Below are 19,120 nucleotides of genomic sequence, written 5' to 3' on the forward strand. Positions count from 1 at the left end.
CTCGTCCATTTTTATGTACCTGCCTTCCTTTATACTGAAGCAGCTTGCCTACACCGGTAAGCTGCCTCATCAACTTGAAATGATTTACCGCTTCACCTTATAAAACTCATGATACAGCTTCATGAGCGCCCTTTTCTCGATCCTCGACACATACGACCGACTGATCCCTAATTCCTTAGCAATTTCCCTCTGCGTCCGCTCTTCCCCGCCATGCTCTAGTCCGAAGCGGCCAACAACAACTTCTTTTTCCCGTTCATCTAGAATGTGCAGATTCTTATATATTTTCGACTTCTCGATCTTCAGCTGTACTTTTTCAACGACATCGTCGGCTTCCGTACCGAGGATATCGATCAAGTATTGGTTGGAAATAAAACTACAACTTATCAATATAAGAATCACTTTATAAATTTTGGTTACTCAACTATGACACCAGGATTTGAAAACATTTATTACCCACATGTTAATAAATCTTCACATTAACATCATCTTTACATCCTGATAACAATCACCAAATATTTCTAGGTTATCATTTTAAGTGTGTCATTTTTAAAAGAGATTAGGAGGAAGAGTGAGTTGAAAAGGCCCTGGAAAAACCTCAGCAAGAAAAAATTCATTACCCTCATTTCAGTTGCGTCCGTAATTGCCGGCGCAGGCACTACATACGCTTGGGTAGGGAACCCTTTTGGCACCAGTCTTGTCGGACGCCAGTCCGATAATCAAGACAAGGTCCTAACGCCTGTCAACCAGTTCGTCACACCGGCCGGTCAGCAGGTAGAGTTTGGAGGGAATCCGATTTCCGTTAAAGTCCGTCCAGACGGAAAAACTGCAGCAGTCGTGATCGGTCGGAAAGACTACGGCGGCGATGGAATCAACATTGTGGATTTAAAGACGGGAGCTCTCATTAAAAACAATTTCTCCCTAAAGCTCGACCATATGTGGGGATTGGCTTACTCGCCGGATGGAAGTAAGCTCTATGCCACGGGCTCGTCAGGTAAAACGGGAAAAATTGTCGTGATGGCTGTAGCGGAAGACGGGACTCCCACCGTGAATAATACGATTGATCTTCCTTTAGCTGCTGTCGGAGATAATATCAATCCCCAGGACATTGCGGTCGGGCCGGACGGAAATACCCTTCTTGTCGCGCTTAACCGCGATAACAGCCTTGGCGTGATTGACCTGCAAACGAATCAGCTGACCGCCCGCATCCCAGTCGGTAACGCCCCGACCGGCGTCGTCGTAAACGGAAATATGGCGTACGTGACGAATGTAGGCGGTAAGAAGGCCGAGCCTGGCGACTTCACGGTTAATTCTTCCGGCACGCCAATCGTGGCCTGGCCTACAGGAAGCTCTGCGACAGGTACCGTTTCGATCGTCGACCTTTCCTCAAATACCGTCACGAAAACCGTTTCGGTCGGCCTCCAACCGGCGCGGATGACCGTATCCGGGCAGTACGTCTTCGTAGCGAACACAAACAGCGACACGGTTTCGGTGATAGACTCGAAATCAGGTGACGTCGTACAAACCATTGACATCAAACCTTATCCGAATGCACCGCTCGGCTCTGCCCCAAATGCGGTAAAGATGATCAATGATCATCAATTGGTGGTTAGCCTTGGCCGCAACAACGCTTTGGCTGTCTATAACTGGAGCAGTCCAAAAGAAAAGCCAGGCCTCGCAGGACTTGTGCCGACTGCTTGGTTCCCGGTGGATATAGAAATCGATGCGGAAAATAAACGCCTGCTGGTTGCTAATGCCGACGGGGTCGGTTCGCTCGGTCCAGACAGAAATCTGACAATCCAGGGAATTAGCGTAACGGGCCACTCCTCTTACGCGCAGCAAGGGTCTATATCCATGATTCCGTTTCCTTCTTCAAACAGCGATTTGGTTAAATCGACAGATGAAGTTTATGCCGACAACAACTGGTTTGGAATAACGGGCCGAAACGCCAAGCCGCGCCAAAATAAGAAGCTAGACGCAATGCCTGAGCGGATTGGCGAGCCGTCCCCTATCAAACACGTCTTTTATATTGTCAAGGAGAACCGCACTTATGACCAGGTGTTCGGTGATATTGGCAAGGGAAATTCGGAACCGGCATTGACCCAGTTCGGTGAGGATGTCACGCCTAATTTACATAAACTCGCCAATACTTTCCCACTTTTGGACAATTTCTATGTCAGCGGCATTCAATCGGCGAGCGGACACCAATGGGTGATGCAGGCGACGAATACGGATTATGAAGATAAGGAAACCGATGTAGCTAACGTCCGCAGCTACCCAGGGGGCGCAGGTGACTCGCTGGCCTACGCATCAACCGGTCATATCTGGGATAATGCCCTTGCACACAACGTACCGGTCGTCAACTTCGGAGAGGATAACACCAAGTTCACGGGGCCGGAGAAGTTTGGTACTTGGATGGATTGGTACAACGATTACTTGATTCTGTCGGGTCAAAAACAAGGCGATTTGCATGTGCCGATTGGGCATTATCAGGCGCAAACCGATATTCCGTCCTTGAATCCGATCACATATAAGCCGTTCCCTAATTTTAACTCGGCGATCCCGGATCAGTACCGTTATGAAATTTTCAAGCGGAAGTTCGACGAATATGTGAAAAACAATAATTTGCCGGGACTTGTACAGATGTGGGTCATGAATGACCATACTGCAGGTACTTCCAAGAACTTCCCGACGCCTCAGTCGCAGGTTGCAGACAATGACCTCGCCGTCGGTAAAATCGTCGATCTCATCTCGCATAGCCCGTACTGGAAAGACTCTCTTATTGTCATTACGGAAGACGACGCGCAGAATGGCCTTGATCACGTGGATGGTCACCGCGCTCCTGCCCTCCTGATTAGTCCGTGGATCAAGCGAGGGATCACGGACAGCCACTACTGGACCGTGATTAACATGGTCAGAAGTATCGAGCAGATTCTGGGACTGCCTCCGATGAATCAGAATGATGCCTCAGCCACTCCGATGAGCGAGCTGTTTACCAACGAGCCGGACTTTACGCCGTATGACTTTGAGCCGAACCGCATCCCGCTTGACGCCTTGAATCCCGGATCCGATACGCCGGCAGGCACGACGCCAGTGACACCTGTTACAGCAGAAAAAGAGGATATCCAAAAGAAGTGGATGGAATGGTCCGACAAGAATAAGGACAGCTTTGCTGGGGAAAATGCATCTCCGGACAAAGTGAATGCAAACATGCTTAATCACGTGATTTGGTACGCTACAAGCGGGTTCGATAAACCGTATCCCGGCGAACAAAAGGTTCTGACACCTGATGAAGTTGCAGCGCAACCTGAAAGCAAAGCCCCATCCCCTGCTAAGAACTAAATCATACGTTTAGCTGATGGGCAGATGTATGCCTTATGCCCCTGGGTATTTTGCCCGGGGGCATAGGTATTTTCCGTTAAGGATTCGCTTTTGATTAAGCGTATCATTAATGAACACGATGAAGGTATAATTCAAGAGTCGACTAAGTCCTTGAATTGAGAACATCAATCGAAATAATCCTATTTGAGGGAGGATGAATGTGAAACTCAAAAAGCTGATGTATCAACCTTCTTTATTATTAATACTTCTATTGTTTTCCTTTACCTTTGTTTATACCATACCTGTGTTTGCTGAAACACAGTCAGAAAAAACAATAAAGGATAATATATTGGATAGTTCGTCCAGTCACTTTACAGATCTCCACAAGCAACACTGGGCATATAATACAATCATTTGGGCAATCGATCAAAAAATCATTTCAGGCTATGAAGACAACACGATTCGCCCTGATAAGAGCTTGACCGGGGCTGAATTTTTAGCCATGATTCAAAGGGACTTTCCCAATAGTGCATCTACAGAAGGCAACCCTTATACGCCTGCAAAGTGGTACGATGAATATTATCGGTTTGCAAATAATCTAAACTTGCCAGTCACCAGGAATGAAGCTGAATCCGACATCACCCGTGGTAAAGTAGCGCAAATTATTGCGTATGGTCTTGGACAACGACTGGATATTAAGGGTTCTGTGAATTATTTGCTGGATAAGAAACTTTCTAACGGAAAGACAGCACCTACCTACGAAGGTTTTAAAGCTAATGACGTGTTAACAAGGGCAGAATGTTTAGCATTTATTAAGAATCTGTTGGATAAAGGGATTACTTCACTTCAAAAAGGACCTTTGGAAACCTCTGTCGAGAAATCATCTACAAGAACGTATACTAATACAAGATTCGGATTCAGTATTAATTTCCCTACCATATGGCCGAAAGAAGATCTGTTACAAAATGGCGATGGAGCTGTCACCACAGGACCACCTAATGGAGAATATGGAGAATTTGCAGCCGCTGAATATACATTTACAGTATCAGGCCATCATTATATCGAAAAAGTAGACCAAGACGGATTGTATACGCAGCCCGACGGCCCTTATAAAAACAATCATTACAGCACAATAAGCACGATGAATTTGAATGACGGAACAAAAGCAAAACTATTAATTATTAGTGATAGTTTCCCAACACAAATCCAGGCTGAAATCATTCAAGATAATATTGTATATACAATGTCAGGGTCTATCGGGGTCCATGATTATGAGAATTATGAAAAAGTAAAAGAAGAAATATTGAATACAATAAAATCGTTTCATCTTCACTAAAGTGGAGTAGTAGACAGGTCATCAACTTCTGATTCACCGCAAAGGGATACGTCTTCGGTTATAAGCCGCAAAATAGCAATGGAAATTAATATTGTATTGAACAGACCAAGAAGTGCTCAACCTCCACAATAGACCCTAAAAATAATAAACCTCCAGTTCCACGTTTGGCGTGGCTTTGGAGGTTTAATTCACAAACGTCAGTTCTTGTTCCTGTCAAATTCTTCGGGCATCTGCCAGACTGTGATCAAGTCAAAAGAGTTACCGTACAACGACTTTACGCCTATACGGCATATCCTTTGGCTCGCCGTAGAATACGACACCTTTCCCTTTCATTGTTTTATAATCTCGGCCAACAAGGTCAGTTTCAAGCGTAATGAAAACGTGATTTGCAACCTGCCTAGGAGCCAACACGATTTCCGCTTAGCTTCTGTATCGGTCGGAACAAACACGAATCGTATTAAATCCCATTTTACGTATCATGCGAGTGTTCCTCCTGTTATTTTCAATCTAATCCCACATGGCCTCACGGCCACCACCATGGATGAAAATGGGGCTTGCAATTCTAACCTTCCTTTGAAGCAATTAAAGTAAGCAGATCAGAGGTCGAAAAGTTTTTGGTGTTCGAACCCGAAGTCTATTCTGGCCAATTGTAACCTTAAGGATCGCCGATTGTTGCCTTGAGAACGAGTATAAAAATTTCCTGTTACAGGTTGCATGATCTGCGAACCACATACAAAGGTTGTGACACGTCCATGGATGTTATCTTAGAAACATGCGCTGGTCTTGATGTTCATCAAGAAACGGTCGTGACTTGTGTCTTGAAAGGCCCCCTGGATAAGAAGCCGAAACCAGAAGTAAGGACATTCGGCACCACAACTGCAGAATTACTTCAACTGCAGGACTGGTTAAACGAGCGTGAATGCATCGAAGTCGCCATGGAAAGTACCGGAGTACTCTGGAAACCGATATGGAACATCCTCGAGGATACTTGTCGGCTGACTCTGGCCAATCCTGCAAAGATCAAGAATATGCCGGGCAAGAAAACCGATGTCAAAGATGCTGTATGGATCGCTCAATTGCATCGATGCGGACTCATCGAAGGAAGTTTTGTTCCCGAAGAAAAAATCCGAGACTTGCGCGACTTGACCCGTTATCGTCGAAAAATGAAGCCTATACATAACTTAAAGGAGAGAAATTACGTTTGCCCTTTATTTGAGGGTTCGACAATCTATTTGCAAGAGATTGAACATCCAGCTAGCAATATACAGGCTGCAATCGAGGGGGAAATTGATTTTCGAAAGGCTTTCATTTGTAAACCTCCCTTATATCATTTTGAACTCAATTTCATTATGGAACGCTTACATTTGCCCACTTAATATGATTAAACTCCGCTTACTAGCTCCTGGCCTGTTAGCATAGCGACGTCGTCAGAAAAGCGATATCAATTTCCGTGCCAATTTCATTCTCAATTATGCACATATGTTTGTGTCGTGGCTTCGCGATACAATCATATGCGCTTTGAAATAAAAAATCCCCAATCTACGGGGATCTTACAGCACCTATGTTTGTGTCGCCGGACAATCATCATCAATAAACTCTTGTGAATATTTTTTGATATGGCATATCGAGACTTGCTTCATCGCTACGGGCTGTTCTTGGTAAATCAAGCTAAAGGTGAATGAAAGCTTGTATAGATCTGATACATACGAGACTTTTCATTTACCTTTTAATTGTTGGTATTAAACAAGCAGCAATATTTCCTTAATAGGCCTTCATAAGATAAATTCAGACGAGAATGTGTCAGCTCATCGAAAGTCCCTCATGCGGAAGCAATTAGGCTCTTCATTTATTGAGCGCTTCTTGGTTAGTGGTCGGATAACACATGACATAAAATATCAATGAATTCATCAATTTCTTTGTCAGTTACGTATAAACTCGGCAGAAGCCGGATGACGTTTGGGCCGCCTGATATAACAAGCAATCCATTCTGATAAAGCGATGTAATAATCTCAAAAACAGGTTCGGTAAACTCTATCCCTATCAATAATCCTATTCCTCTTACTTCTTTAACAAATTTATATTGCGCTAATTCTTCCTTCAGTCTTTGTTGGAGGTATTTACCCATTTTCTCTGCCCGTTCGGATACACGTTCTTCTAGTATCGTTTCTATGGTTGCTAATGCCGCTATTGTCGCAAGAGGTGAACCTCCGAACGTTGAACCGTGGCTTCCAGCGGAAAATGCGGCCTTTAATTTTTCTTTGCCCAACATGGCGCCAATAGGAAATCCGCTTCCCAATCCTTTAGCCAATGTTATAATATCTGGCGCGATGCCATAATGCTCATAAGCGAACAATTTGCCCGTTCTGCCAATACCAGTCTGAACTTCATCAACGATGAGAAGCAATTGATTCTCTTTACAAAGATGGGAAATTTGTTGAATAAACACTCTGTCTGCAATGTGAATGCCGCTTTCTCCTTGAACAAGTTCAATCATAATCGCAGCAGTCCGGTCGGATAATAAAGATTTTACTGCCATTAAGTCATTTAAGGGAGCATGCAGAAAACCATCGGGAAGAGGTCTATACCCTTCTTTCACTTTATCTTGACCAGTCGCGGTAAGCGTAGCTAGTGTGCGTCCATGGAACGACCCTTCGAAAGTAATTATTTCATACCGTTGATTTTCTAGTACACGCTGATGGTATCTTCTAGCCAGCTTTATTGCAGCTTCGTTAGCCTCAGCCCCGCTATTACAAAAAAAGATCAGGTCTGCGCAACTCTTCACGGTCAATATTCGTCCCAATTTTTCTTGGTTCGGAATATGAAAGAGATTACTGACATGCCATAACTGTTCAAGCTGTTCTTGTACTTTTAACTTTACTTTTAATGGCACATGTCCCAAATTACATACAGAAATGCCGGACATAAAATCCAAATATTGATTATTTTTATCATCCCATAGCCTGCTCCCTTTTCCTTTGATAATGGTTATCGGATATTTAGAATAATTAGGAAAAAGCACACTTTTTTCACCGGGATTCATGGTTCACATCACTCCTCATGCCGTTTCAATTGTATGAGTGGTTGCCTTGAAATGATTCGACTTTTATTTCGCCAATGCCGCGAATCAGTTTTTTTCGATAAACTACTTTGGGCTTCAATACTGATATCAGCTCATCAACAACAGATTCAGGATCAACGGTCTCGCCGCAAGTATAACTATCTATTGCGGCAAACCTATTTTCCGGATAAGTGTGGATGGAAATATGACTCTCGGATAATAATAGAAGAACGGTTGCTCCTTGTGGTTCGAATTGTTTGGATTGAACTGATAATATAGTGGCCCCGGCATTTTCGGCAGCATCTATCAGTATGGTTTTCAATAATTCAACGTTATTAAGCGTATTAAATTCGACACCCCAAGTATCAACAGCAACATGTCTTCCAAATGTTGAATAGTCCATCATCAGTCTCCTTTGTGTTGTTAAGAATTAGCGTCCGCTTTTCAGATGTCGCGGGGCTCCCGGCTGCGGCGCGCTACCCCGGAATCGTAGGCGGCTACAATAACCGCTTTGCTGACTTGTTCCGCTACATGGGGATTAAAAACGCTTGGGATGATATATTGTTCATTCAGTTCATCTTCGCTAACCACAGAGGCAATTGCATGAGCAGCAGCGAGCTTCATCGTTTCTGTAACTTGTGAAGCCCTGCAATCTAACAAACCGCGAAATATACTAGGAAAACACAAAACGTTATTGAAGATGCACGTACGGATTTTTCGCAATGGCGAGCGTCCCCGACGTTACCTAGTCCAGCCGGTGCACCGGACGGAAGTGGAAGCTCTGGCCCTTCTCCTGCCAATAATGCACGACACCGTTAGCTATCGTATTCAAGTAATGCCCTTGCGTCGGATGTACCACCAGACCGGTCGGTTTGTTGAGCACCAGGAGCTCGTCATCCTCGTGCAGTATATCTAGCTCCATCGTCTGCGGCAAAATGTCGTCCGACGCTTCCGTCTCCATGCGGACCGCCACCCGGTCTCCCAACTTCACTTTGATGTTGATATATTTGCGTTCCCCGTTCACCGTGATTCCTTGCTCCTTCAGCTACTGGTAAAAATCATACTCATGATTTGCGGCGGAACACCTCGGCACTTCGCACATATTCGATGTCGCCCACGCCGGCGCGGTGGTTCGCCGTCCGGGCCACCGTAAAGAACAGGTCAGACAGCCGGTTCAAATAGCGGCGCACTTCTTCGTTGATCGGCTGCGTGCGGGCCAGCGTCACGACGCGGCGCTCGGCACGCCTGCAAACCGTGCGGCAAACATGCAGCGCGGAGGAAGCCTGGCTGCCTCCCGGCAGGATGAACCGCTTGATGTCGGGCGTTTCCGCATCGTATTTATCGATCCACGCCTCAAGCCGATCCACCATCTCGGCGGTAACCTTGTAAGGCAGCAGCTCCTGCTTGAGCAGCGCAAGGTCGGAGCCGCAGTCGAAGATCTCGTGCTGGATTTCCAGCAGATCGGCCATTAAATCCGCATCCCGCTCGGGATCCAGGAAGCCGATCGCCTGTCCAACGAAGCAATTCAGCTCATCGGTCGTGCCGTAAGCCTCCACCCGCGCATCATCTTTGTCCACCCGGCCTCCGATAACGCCGGTCTGACCGGTATCCCCGGTTCTTGTATATATTCGCATTCCTTTCCCTCCTCCGCTTATTTCGTTAGCCCTATCTAGTGGCTCCTTACATGCTCCGTCAACCGGTCGAAGGCCGCTTCCCTGCGTTCCGAAAACCTCTTGCCCGCCGTCAGCGACAGCCAGCCCCTAGCCTCCCGGATCCGGTTCAGCCACGCCCGCCGGAAATCGTCATTATGCAGAATGCCATGAGCATAAGTGCCCCAGAGAAGCCTGTTCTCGCTGATGACGCCGTCTTCCGCCGTCTCTTCCCTGGTGCCTGTAGGCCGGATGGCAAAAGGATGTCGAACCGGCTCCAGGAAGGTGGTCCGTCCCATATGAATTTCATAGCCCGTAATCGGCAGTCCCGGAGAGGGGGCGAATATATCGATCGAACATCTTGGTATCACCGTTCTTTGGAGTTTCCTGTATGGTTACCTGCCGCGTTTTCGCGACGACGGATATGAACCCGATTCTGCTGAAGCCGAAGAAGGACATGGTGTCACAGGTCCTGGTGCACGGCAAGCCTTACAACCGTTATGCTGCAGGGCACGGGGTCCGATGTCGGCAAAAGCCTGCAGATATCCACGCAGAATCCACGGCTGTCTGCCGACCTCCGCATAGAACTATCCAAGCCCATGGCGAGAAAGGATAGCGGTCCTCCCGCTAGAATGCCTACTAGCATCCAGGGGTTGTATGCATCCCGACGTTTCGACCGTAACAGTGCAAGAAACAGTACGGGAACGAAATGTTCAGTTCCTTTGGCATTGGCAGGCATGTATCCCGTACTTTTCTTGCGTGTTTTCTAATGGTTCAATTTTTCTTGTGTTGTCCACAATCCCGCTGATGGAGTGCTGATAAAATAAATTTCTTCTCCATTTTCCAATCGATTAAACCCATTTTTAAGTTTATCGATTGGATAGAGTTGCAACGCTTTGTTGTAATCCAAATATTGATAATGAACAGACTCAACTTCTTCTTTCGTTAAATACTTGGGAGCGTAAGTAATTTTAAATCTTCCTTCTGACGAACCGTGAATGAGATGTGCAGTAGCATGGGTCAGATCCTGCAGATCCTCGTTGTTCTTCCAATGCTGGATGATTCGGTCCATACCGGCAAACATCCCCCAAAAATCGCAACTAAATACACGACTTCCCATCAGCAGCTGCATATAGAATCCGAAAACCGGAATTCGCTCAGCGATGGCATAGATCCTTTTCAGATTATCCTCTTCTGACAGCGATTTCCGTTTCCGTTTCTATTTTTTCCTCACATTCTTATTCGTTAAGTAGTCCCGATTGTTTGACTTCCGTGTAGAATCGTTTAAATTCTTCGAAATTCAGTTGTTGTGCAGCGTCAGATAGTGCTGTTGAAGGTTCCGGGTGCACCTCAACCATTACGCCATCGGCCCCAGCGGCAAGAGCCGCCTTGGCGCAAGGCGCCATAATGTCCTTTCGACCGGTTGAATGAGTAACATCGACAAGCACCGGAAGATGGCTTTCCTGTTTCAGAATCGGTACGGCAGAAATATCTAGCGTGTTTCGCGTCGCTTTCTCATAAGTTCGTATACCTCGTTCAATCAGCATAACTTGTGTGTTGCCACGCGAAACAATGTATTCTGCAGCATGGAGGAATTCTTCAATCGTTCCCGCCAAACCTCGTTTTAGTAAGACTGGTGTACGCACATCTCCCGCCGCTTTAAGCAACTCAAAGTTTTGCATATTTCTCGCACCAATCTGGATAACATCGATATAATTGCAGGCCATTTCGATATGGGAAGGGTCGACAATTTCACTTATCGTTTTTAATCCAAATTCAGTTCCAACTTCTTTCAGGATTTTCAGCCCCTCTTTCCCCAAACCTTGGAAATCATAAGGGGAAGTCCTTGGCTTGTATGCCCCCCCTCGCATTACAGTAATGCCTGCTGCTTTTAGAGCCGCGGCTACTTGACGAACCTGCCCATAGCTTTCTACCGAGCATGGTCCAGCAATCATGACGGGCTTTCCACCACCGACCGAAATATTGCCCAAATTAATGATTGTATTTTCCTTTTGAGTATTACGGCTTACCAACAAATGCTTTTTGTGCTCCTCTTGTTGAAGGTTCAAAGAAGCTTGAAAAATTTGTTTGAACAGATGCCGGATGGTTTTATCATCGAATGGTCCTTTATTATTAGCGACTAACACATCAAGCATGTACTTTTCTCGTATCGGATCAAACTCTGGTACTCCCTGCTTTTCTTTCTCTTCTCCAATTTCCTGAGAAATGCGTGCCCGTTCCGACAGTATTTCCAAAAGTTGAACGTTAATCGTATCCAATTTTTCACGTAATTGATTTAAATCTCGTAGAGTCATAATGTTCTCTCCTCATTTATCATAAGTAAGAAATAATCGCTACTTTCCTTGGATAGTCAAAATTCATGTACGTATCCCCCCTACCCATCATACGAATACGTTTATTAACATTAGCAGATTAGATACAAAAGAAACCTACCAATTGCTTATTTTTTTACCCATCCATAGCTGCTCCTCTTTTCGAGTGCCTAAATTTCAAGTAAGAACCAATCTTCTCGCCTTAAACGGTGTTATTACACGAATGATCAGAGCTCAAGGAAAAGTAGTTGGGACAAAAGAAATGATATTGGATGGTTACTTCAAAAAATATTTAAGCTACTATTTGACTGGCTTCACCATTAGTGTTAAGAAAATGAAAGGGTGTGAATGATATGAATAAGGTCACTCAAACGCTTGATGGTTGGTATACCCTACACGACTTTCGTTCAATCAATTGGAATTCTTGGAAAAAGCTCAGCATAAAGGATCGGCAACTTGACTTAAACGAACTGCGATCTTGCCTTAAGCAATGGGGTTCTCTCGAGGAACAAAAGCTTGGTAGCACAGCAATTTACACCATCGTTGGTCAAAAAGCGGATTTCTACTTTCTGCATATGCGTGATACATTGGAAGAACTGAACGAGTTAGAAAACAAGTTTAACAAGACAAGTTTTGCAGATCATACGACGCCAGTTTATTCTTACCTGAGTGTAGTCGAACTAAGCAACTATATAACAAAATCTTCGGATTCAGATCCATTGCAAAATCCAGAAATAATCGGGGGTCATTTTATTTGCTGACGACTGGGAGAGGTCCAATGTTGCAATCAGAATTCCTTCCTCGTTATACAACGTCCATGCTTATCGAATAAGATGGGCACGGACTGAATTACCTTCATAAATCGATTTTTCATTCTACTATTCCTCGCAACGTAGATTTATTTTGATAATAGTAGGAAATCACAACAATATATTGGCCCGGAGGGGATCGAACCCACGACCTGATGATTAGCAGTCAACTGCTCTACCACTGAGCTACGGGCCTAAAATGTAGACTTTAACTACGTTGCATTCAACGATTATTTAACTATCCATGCCTTAATCGATCGTTCTACAGGATCCGCATGCAAGCCATGGACAATCCTTCGCTTCTTCACCATACAATGAATTCTCCCCGCAAGCTGCAGGGTATCTTATATAGTCGCTCGCTTCGCTCTCTCAGAAAAAACTCAGTTGCTCACCGTCGATCTTTTCATGTAACTTTTCATATTCCTGCTCCGTCCCTTGGTTTTTCACTTAGTTTCGGATTGTCGCCTCACTTCCGAACTTACTCACTGTATTGACGAAGTATCCGTCCGACCAGAATTGCCCGCCCCATAACTTCTTCTTTACTATCGCTTTGATATCTCCAGACATATTTCTTTCAGGGTTATATCGACTTCCTTACTGAATACTGCTCTTCTGTACTTCACTGGACAAACAAAATGATACATGAGCACCGATACGTTGTGTGATTTATGAACATACTCACTCAAATCACAGATTTTCTGATGTGCTCATTATACAGCAAAGCCTAAGTTAGTTACGTATCAAGTTGCGGGGAATTAGAACTTAAGAGATTAAATTCAATATAACAATTGAACTTCAGTTAATAACCATCCAATCTTAATTTTTCAGTACCAACCGCTTCGTCAATCGAATCGGATTGATTTAATGTTATACAATTGGGTGGTTACTTTTTAGGGGAAGTGTTTTACCTTTTTACCATAAAGGAATTTCGAATCAGACCGAGGGGAGTGAAGCATGAAAGGCAATATCGCAACGGAGCACGAAAAACGTTGTACAATTGTTGTTTTATCAAGTATTTAAAAACTGAAAATCTTCTTTGTTGAAAACATGGGAAACTTTTTCTAGCAGGGTCGATCCGTATAACTCGAATATATTATGCTTTTTGGCTCGAAGAACTTAGGTTCGAGAGATGGGAATCTGCGAAATAGTATCTCGTTGAACGAAAAATGAAAGTCTGGCAAAGCCAGCGTGCATTGAACATCACGTACAAGAGGAAATGGAGTTGAAAGCTGTGCTGACAGAACATACTTTACATGGCGTTATGGTTCCCATTGTTACGCCTTTTGATCATCGTGGAAATTTAGATATAGAATCATTTGAAGGATTGGTTCAACGTTTGGTAAGCAGGGGAATTCACGGTCTGGTTATTAACGGAACTACCGGGGAATCCCCTGTGATTGAATCCCAAGAGTTGGAGTCCCTTATTGTATCGGCTCGCAAAGTAATGGCTACATCACAAGTCATACCGCTTATTGTTGGAACGGGATCTAATGATACTTCAGCTACAATAATAAGAACAGCACAAGCTAAATCTCTCGGGGCTGATGCTGCCCTCGTTGTTACCCCCTATTATAATCGTCCATCGCAACAAGGCATCATCCAGCATTATCAGGCTTTGGCCGAGGCAGAACTGCCAATTATTCTATATGATATCCCTCATCGTACTGGGGTATCGCTGGAAGTTGAAACTGTTAAAACCATTATGAAAATGGATCATGTGATTGGGCTTAAAGAAGGTACAGGCAATATACAGCGTGTTTTCAAACTGGCCCGATCCATATCCAAACCACTCCTATGCGGGGAAGATGTTCTTTTTTTTGCGTCCTTATGCTGCGGTGCTAAAGGTGGAATTCTAGCCAGCGCTAACCTGGACAGTGACCAGTTTGTTCAAGTGTACGAGCTTTTCCGTGTAGGAAAAATAGAGGAGTCCTGTGCGTTGTTTCACCAGTTGTTGCCACTCGTTGAATTCCTATTTTCAGAGCCGAATCCGGCTCCACTAAAATGGCTTCTCGCTCAACATGGGTATATCCGTTCAGATCGACTCCGCCTGCCTATGACAACGATCAGCAGTGAAGCAACCAAGATCGGAACTCAACTGCTCTAAAGAAACATGGGAGAATGATCTAGTAGTAGTTTCAATCGGAATTGCTAAACCCGATCAGATCCTAGCCTGGCTGCTATACTCAATTTCCTGATCCATTGATTAACTTTTTACGCTCTATGCAAGTAGTCCGATGAGAAACAAGTAAAGGTAGCATTCAAAATAAGGCTGAGTTAGAAGTTCAACTCAACGCTGGAGTTAAAATATCTTGGGGAGGCTCGAATTCTTGTACCAGATTCATCTCATCATCGAGCCTCCAATTTTAATAATTCCATAAAGATGATATTGGTAAAACAAGTTCGGGTTCAATACCTGCAGGGCACGGTCAATCAAGCCCGTCATTTCCTCTACCGTTGGTGGATGTCGTACACGCCCAGACCGATTCCCTTGCTATACGTGTTCGATTCGAAGCTACCGATCAGTTCGCCATGGCTCCGGGATGATTCGATCGAGATCACATCTGCGTTCATCGCCTCAATAGAATCAATCATGTCATGAAATTCAGAGTAGCACATATGCGTGTGGATCTGCGTCTCATCCTAAGTCTCGGACCGCCCATGCTAGATACTCAGCTTGATTGGATTCCTTGAGAGGCAAACCTTCACGAACGGCGGGCTCGTCAACTTGAATCATGCAGATGCTGGCATCGGCATCCTTTAGCTTCCGCCTCGCTTCGGACACCCTTACCCTTGGCTAACGGATGTCGCTCGATAGCCCCCGGTCGGGAATATCACTGGGACATCCATACTGGGCATAAAACTAGAAGAAGGCTTGCAGAGACAGGTTTGCCGTAGCGTTGAGAGTCATTATGAAATAAATTGAGACCGCCAAAAGGAATTAAGAGATCCCTCGTTGACGGTCTATTGACATCTTTGTTTCATTTTAGTTTATGATGATCCCATTAAACAATTTTTCATTCCCGAGCATTAAGTTAATAAGAAAGTAAAACAACGGTGACGCTAAGAGAACAAAAAATATAATGGTTAACGGAACAAGACCATTCAATCTTTGTTCATAATTGCTTACGTTTGTTTTCTTCATTTTCAGTTTTCCCCTTTCTATTATTTCTATAAGTCCGTGACATCCATATTGTAAAACTGAATGTCGATTAAATCCCCATCCAATATCACGATATTTTCACCCTCCATGTTCACTTTGTTGCAATATTTATTTAAATCTGACGGCATTTACATAGCCATATCCAGACTCTTCGATTTGGCTGGTCAATCATATTGTTTATAGAGAGTCACCATAACAAACATGAATAAACATGTGACCGATGTTCCGAACGGCAGAAACTTTACGATTTCCTTTGGCAGAATAAAGGGGAACAGCGAAAACGCATAGATGGCGGGCATACGTATCTTCATCATCTTTTGCAATAAAAGCATTAAAAACATATCGACTATTGTAATAACTATCAAACTATCTATAGATAAAAACAATAAAGTACCTGTTGTAGAGGAGATCGTTAACTCTATCCCTTGCTTAAGCGCAATCGTTTCACTATAATTCGCTTTTTGTAGCATCAATCCGAATAAAAAAAACCATCATTATTACAAAGGTTTCGAAGAAAATAAGAAAGACTAGTGACACATCGTGTGCGTTCGTAATCAAAGGAAGCAGACCCGTAGCAAGGGATGGAGCAAAATTTGATTGGATAAGACGTAAACAGAGCATGATTAGGACTAACTTAATGCCTATAAACATGGACCATTTGGAGAATCTGATTAATAGTGAAACCAACAGCCGAAGTCATAGTCGGTGCAAGACAATTCTTCAAAGGATCTCTTAACCAATTAGGGTCCCGATATGCCCACATGGCAATAGCCATCGCCGCTATTTCAGGTAGAATAAACTCATTATTGTGAATAATAACGGAACTGATGACCATGCTAATGATTAAAATAAAAGCAGCTGTATAAGAATAAAGAGGAACTTTCTTTTCTCTGTTCATTTACTCTTCTTCCTTGGGATGAGTTGTATCTACATCGATTGCGTAATGAGTGGTATCTCCATACAGTTCTATAACAGATTTGTCATCCTTCAACACCATTTTATTTAGACTGGCCGGTTTGATATCCGGTATTCTCGCTATATCACTTAATGTGTTCCCGGAGTAATAGTTCATGATGACTTTCAAAGTAATACGGTGAGAAACAACAAGAACATTTCCCCCTTTAAATGTGGATAGGATATCTTTCATAGCGGAAAGGCCCGTACCACTATGCTCTGGGTTTATCCCGGAAATCAACTCCGCGGTGCGTACAGCTCTAGGACTTGAACTTGAGATAACGCCGTCCCATTTGATTGTCTTTAAACGCTCCCGCAATTGTGCAGCTTGTCTTAGACCCTCTCGAGTTAACCATATCGCTTCCCCTTTCTTCATTACTTGGAGTATAGCTTCGAAATGTATAAAATAGTCCGGCTTAAAAATAAAATCGTGTTATGTTCTCACGAGCCGACTTACTTAGAAGGCTACAAACGCGATTTTATTTCGATAATCCTTAAAAATAAAGCTTAAAACTGGAATCCCGCATAAGAAATCAAAAACAACTCCTTGGAAAGTGCTTCCATGGAGTTCTCTCACGGTCGTCCTGCTGATAGACACGGTGGAACTTTAGCAACTGAACGTTCTCGGTTGGTCGTCTTGAAGGGCCTCCTTAATAGTTCCTCTCAGGTTACGGCTCTGCCTCTTGATGATCTCGATCTTCGACACTTTCTCATCGCCCATAGATGTCAAAGAATATCACTCCTTGTTAAAATTCCCACTTGACCACTTTGATAAATGAAAAAGCGCTAAAACAAAACATCCAAAGGGGCATTTTTTGACCCACCCATTGCAAAAGTACTCTATTCTTTAGTCTTTGTTCTTTCTTCCGTAGAAGACCATCCAATTCGAAGTGTAAAACACCATCCATGTTCAATGAATTGATAGACATTTGTTATAAACCACGTCTTCTTATTTGAAAATGAGTGTTATGATAAAAATCACAATCATGGATATTCTAATACAAAACAGAGGAGGTGGAGATCATGTGGAAACCTGATCGCCAAAGCAAACAACCTCTCTTTCAACAAATTGCAGACGATCTAGAACGGAGAATTTCATATGGAGAATTTCCGCCGGGAAGTTTACTTCCATCCGAACGAAAATTGGCCGAGCAATTGGGCGTGAACCGAAGCACCGTCATTATGGCCTTCGCGGAGCTTCGTTCGCTTGGGATCATCGAAAGCCAGATAGGCAGCGGAACGCGAGTAAGTAAATATAAATGGGGAGTCACGCCCAAGCATACCCCGAACTGGCACCGGTATGCAGAAGGCGGAAGCTTCCTGCCCAACGTGCCGTTTTTGCGACGTATTCGGGAGGCGCTCGGGCAACGTCCGTCATTAATCGATTTTGCGAGCGGTGAACTGGCAGCGAACTTATCTCCTATTGATGAGATCACAACTCTCATGAACGAAAATCAATATACCGCTTATTTGGGTTACGACAATCCGCAAGGATATGTCCCTCTCAGGCAAACGTTGGTCTCATATCTTCGTCAATATCGGGGAATTCAAACGACTGAATCGTCGATTCTCATTACATCTGGCTCCCAACAATCGTTGTACTTAATTACACAATGCTTGTTATCTCCGGGAGACGCCGTTGCCATTGAAGATCCTTCTTATTGCTATTCATTGCCCATGTTTCAATCGGCCGGGCTTCAATTGTTTCGACTTCCCGTCGATTGTAAAGGAATCCGCCCCGACGACATTCGTTCCTTATATAAAAAGCACCGCATCAAAATGGTGTTTATAAATCCGAATTTTCAAAACCCTACGGGCACGGTGCTTGACTCCGAAAGACGCATTCAACTCCTTAACGTTGCCAGCGAATTGGGGCTGCCTATCGTAGAAGATGACCCTTTCAGCCTAACAGCCTATGATGGAACACCTCCGCTTCCGCTCAAATCGATGGATCCGATAGGTTCAATCCTTTATATTGGATCCTTCTCCAAAATCGCTGCCTCCGGGTTACGAATTGGATGGATGATCGCTCCCCACTCGGTTGTCGAGAGGCTGGCGGATGCCAGACAACAGATGGATTTTGGTCTCAGTGTCTTTCCACAGCAGGTTGCCGGGCAATTCTTGAAATCGCCCTTTTTCGATCCCCATCTGGAACGTTTGCGCATGCAACTGCTCTTTAAACGGGATGTGCTTATCGAAGCCTTGCAGAGAGAATTGCCAGGCTTAGTGGAATTCACGGTTCCTCAAGGCGGATTACACTTATGGTGCAAACTGGTTCCTGAGATTCATGACGGCAAGCTGTTGGAAGAAGCCATCCGAAGGGGAGTTGTCTTCGTTCCCGGAAGCGTCTATGGATCGGATTCCGGTTTTGTACGATTTACATTTGCAAGACCGGATACTGAGGAAATCGTCTCGGGGATATCGAAGTTTGCGGAAGCGTTACGGAGTATAATAAATTAAATAATTAAATAGAACAACCGCCGGGGTTAAGACTACCTAAGCG

Annotated in this window: 14 protein-coding genes, 1 tRNA gene and 5 pseudogenes; 6 read left to right on the top strand and 14 right to left on the bottom strand. The window is 44.3% G+C overall.

Going from position 1 to position 19,120, the window contains the following annotated elements; all coding sequences use genetic code 11:
- Positions 1–84 precede the first annotated feature (84 nt).
- Positions 85–354: pseudogene (locus O9H85_RS04405) on the bottom strand (sigma-70 family RNA polymerase sigma factor); the annotation flags it as partial.
- 219 nt (positions 355–573) lie between these two features.
- Between O9H85_RS04405 and O9H85_RS04410 the strand changes: the two are divergent.
- The 3 genes from O9H85_RS04410 (at position 574) to O9H85_RS04420 (ending at position 6,030) form a co-directional block, all read left to right on the top strand.
- Positions 574–3,339, top strand: a complete 2,766-nt coding sequence (locus tag O9H85_RS04410; RefSeq protein WP_269880079.1) for a bifunctional YncE family protein/alkaline phosphatase family protein — start codon at positions 574–576, stop codon at positions 3,337–3,339.
- 199 nt (positions 3,340–3,538) lie between these two features.
- The gene (locus O9H85_RS04415; protein ID WP_269880080.1) at positions 3,539–4,654 is read left to right on the top strand and encodes an S-layer homology domain-containing protein; all 1,116 of its coding nucleotides are present in this window, start codon (positions 3,539–3,541) and stop codon (positions 4,652–4,654) included.
- 752 nt (positions 4,655–5,406) lie between these two features.
- Positions 5,407–6,030, top strand: coding sequence for an IS110 family transposase (locus O9H85_RS04420; RefSeq protein ID WP_269880081.1), 624 nt, complete (start codon positions 5,407–5,409; stop codon positions 6,028–6,030).
- Positions 6,031–6,518: 488 nt separating this feature from the next.
- Here O9H85_RS04420 and O9H85_RS04425 read toward each other — a convergent pair whose 3' ends face one another.
- The 8 genes and pseudogenes from O9H85_RS04425 to O9H85_RS04460 form a co-directional block, all read right to left on the bottom strand.
- The gene (locus O9H85_RS04425; RefSeq protein ID WP_269880082.1) at positions 6,519–7,694 is read right to left on the bottom strand and encodes an acetylornithine transaminase; all 1,176 of its coding nucleotides are present in this window, start codon (positions 7,692–7,694) and stop codon (positions 6,519–6,521) included.
- Between the two features lie 25 nt (positions 7,695–7,719).
- Positions 7,720–8,115: an adenosylmethionine decarboxylase gene (gene speD, locus O9H85_RS04430; protein WP_269880083.1), complete on the bottom strand. Its 396-nt coding sequence runs from the start codon at positions 8,113–8,115 to the stop codon at positions 7,720–7,722.
- Positions 8,116–8,156: 41 nt separating this feature from the next.
- Positions 8,157–8,408: pseudogene (locus O9H85_RS04435) on the bottom strand (malic enzyme-like NAD(P)-binding protein); the annotation flags it as partial.
- Between the two features lie 52 nt (positions 8,409–8,460).
- Positions 8,461–8,757, bottom strand: a pseudogene (locus O9H85_RS04440) (pseudouridine synthase); the annotation flags it as partial.
- Positions 8,758–8,776: 19 nt separating this feature from the next.
- Positions 8,777–9,346 (bottom strand): cob(I)yrinic acid a,c-diamide adenosyltransferase, encoded by a 570-nt coding sequence (locus O9H85_RS04445; RefSeq protein ID WP_269880084.1) that lies wholly within the window; start codon positions 9,344–9,346, stop codon positions 8,777–8,779.
- Positions 9,347–9,381: 35 nt separating this feature from the next.
- A complete protein-coding gene (locus tag O9H85_RS04450; protein ID WP_269880085.1) occupies positions 9,382–9,732 on the bottom strand; it encodes a cobyric acid synthase in 351 nt (116 codons plus the stop codon).
- Between the two features lie 395 nt (positions 9,733–10,127).
- Complete coding sequence (locus O9H85_RS04455; RefSeq protein ID WP_269880086.1) at positions 10,128–10,433, bottom strand: hypothetical protein; 306 nt, start codon at positions 10,431–10,433, stop codon at positions 10,128–10,130.
- A gap of 166 nt (positions 10,434–10,599) precedes the next feature.
- Positions 10,600–11,676 carry a bifunctional 3-deoxy-7-phosphoheptulonate synthase/chorismate mutase gene (locus O9H85_RS04460; protein ID WP_269880087.1) on the bottom strand — a complete coding sequence of 359 codons (1,077 nt, stop codon included), beginning with the start codon at positions 11,674–11,676 and terminating at the stop codon, positions 10,600–10,602.
- A gap of 371 nt (positions 11,677–12,047) precedes the next feature.
- On the opposite strand from O9H85_RS04460, the gene O9H85_RS04465 reads away from it, so the two are divergent.
- Positions 12,048–12,455 carry a chlorite dismutase family protein gene (locus tag O9H85_RS04465; protein WP_269880088.1) on the top strand — a complete coding sequence of 136 codons (408 nt, stop codon included), beginning with the start codon at positions 12,048–12,050 and terminating at the stop codon, positions 12,453–12,455.
- Positions 12,456–12,627: 172 nt separating this feature from the next.
- Here the strand turns inward: O9H85_RS04465 and O9H85_RS04470 are convergent.
- Positions 12,628–12,699: transfer RNA gene (locus O9H85_RS04470), tRNA-Ser, on the bottom strand.
- A gap of 173 nt (positions 12,700–12,872) precedes the next feature.
- Positions 12,873–13,189, bottom strand: a pseudogene (locus O9H85_RS04475) (transposase).
- A gap of 545 nt (positions 13,190–13,734) precedes the next feature.
- On the opposite strand from O9H85_RS04475, the gene dapA reads away from it, so the two are divergent.
- A complete protein-coding gene (gene dapA / locus O9H85_RS04480) occupies positions 13,735–14,607 on the top strand; it encodes a 4-hydroxy-tetrahydrodipicolinate synthase (protein ID WP_269880158.1) in 873 nt (290 codons plus the stop codon).
- A 285-nt stretch (positions 14,608–14,892) separates the two neighbouring features.
- Here dapA and O9H85_RS04485 read toward each other — a convergent pair.
- The 3 genes and pseudogenes from O9H85_RS04485 to O9H85_RS04495 all read right to left on the bottom strand — a co-directional run.
- Positions 14,893–15,288, bottom strand: a pseudogene (locus O9H85_RS04485) (5-methyltetrahydropteroyltriglutamate--homocysteine S-methyltransferase); the annotation flags it as partial.
- 1,009 nt (positions 15,289–16,297) lie between these two features.
- A complete protein-coding gene (locus tag O9H85_RS04490) occupies positions 16,298–16,561 on the bottom strand; it encodes a hypothetical protein (protein ID WP_269880089.1) in 264 nt (87 codons plus the stop codon).
- Complete coding sequence (locus O9H85_RS04495; RefSeq protein ID WP_269880091.1) at positions 16,562–16,993, bottom strand: histidine phosphatase family protein; 432 nt, start codon at positions 16,991–16,993, stop codon at positions 16,562–16,564.
- Between the two features lie 647 nt (positions 16,994–17,640).
- On the opposite strand from O9H85_RS04495, the gene pdxR reads away from it, so the two are divergent.
- Entirely contained in the window at positions 17,641–19,077 is a 1,437-nt protein-coding gene (gene pdxR / locus O9H85_RS04500; protein ID WP_269880092.1) for a MocR-like pyridoxine biosynthesis transcription factor PdxR, read from the top strand.
- The last annotated feature ends 43 nt before the right edge of the window (positions 19,078–19,120 follow it).

This window comes from Paenibacillus gyeongsangnamensis (assembly GCF_027533625.1).
GTDB classification, from domain to species: domain Bacteria; phylum Bacillota; class Bacilli; order Paenibacillales; family NBRC-103111; genus Paenibacillus_G; species Paenibacillus_G gyeongsangnamensis.

What these genes read in the sequence shown, in the direction of transcription:
- O9H85_RS04445 (WP_269880084.1), bottom strand. Translation starts at nt 9,346, where the DNA reads ATGCGAATATATACAAGAACCGGGGATACCGGTCAGACCGGCGTTATC.
- O9H85_RS04465 (WP_269880088.1), top strand. Translation starts at nt 12,048, where the DNA reads ATGAATAAGGTCACTCAAACGCTTGATGGTTGGTATACCCTACACGAC.
- O9H85_RS04455 (WP_269880086.1), bottom strand. Translation starts at nt 10,433, where the DNA reads ATGGACCGAATCATCCAGCATTGGAAGAACAACGAGGATCTGCAGGAT.
- O9H85_RS04460 (WP_269880087.1), bottom strand. Translation starts at nt 11,676, where the DNA reads ATGACTCTACGAGATTTAAATCAATTACGTGAAAAATTGGATACGATT.
- speD (WP_269880083.1), bottom strand. Translation starts at nt 8,115, where the DNA reads ATGGACTATTCAACATTTGGAAGACATGTTGCTGTTGATACTTGGGGT.
- O9H85_RS04490 (WP_269880089.1), bottom strand. Translation starts at nt 16,561, where the DNA reads ATGAACAGAGAAAAGAAAGTTCCTCTTTATTCTTATACAGCTGCTTTT.
- O9H85_RS04495 (WP_269880091.1), bottom strand. Translation starts at nt 16,993, where the DNA reads ATGAAGAAAGGGGAAGCGATATGGTTAACTCGAGAGGGTCTAAGACAA.
- O9H85_RS04425 (WP_269880082.1), bottom strand. Translation starts at nt 7,694, where the DNA reads ATGAATCCCGGTGAAAAAAGTGTGCTTTTTCCTAATTATTCTAAATAT.
- O9H85_RS04420 (WP_269880081.1), top strand. Translation starts at nt 5,407, where the DNA reads ATGGATGTTATCTTAGAAACATGCGCTGGTCTTGATGTTCATCAAGAA.
- pdxR (WP_269880092.1), top strand. Translation starts at nt 17,641, where the DNA reads ATGTGGAAACCTGATCGCCAAAGCAAACAACCTCTCTTTCAACAAATT.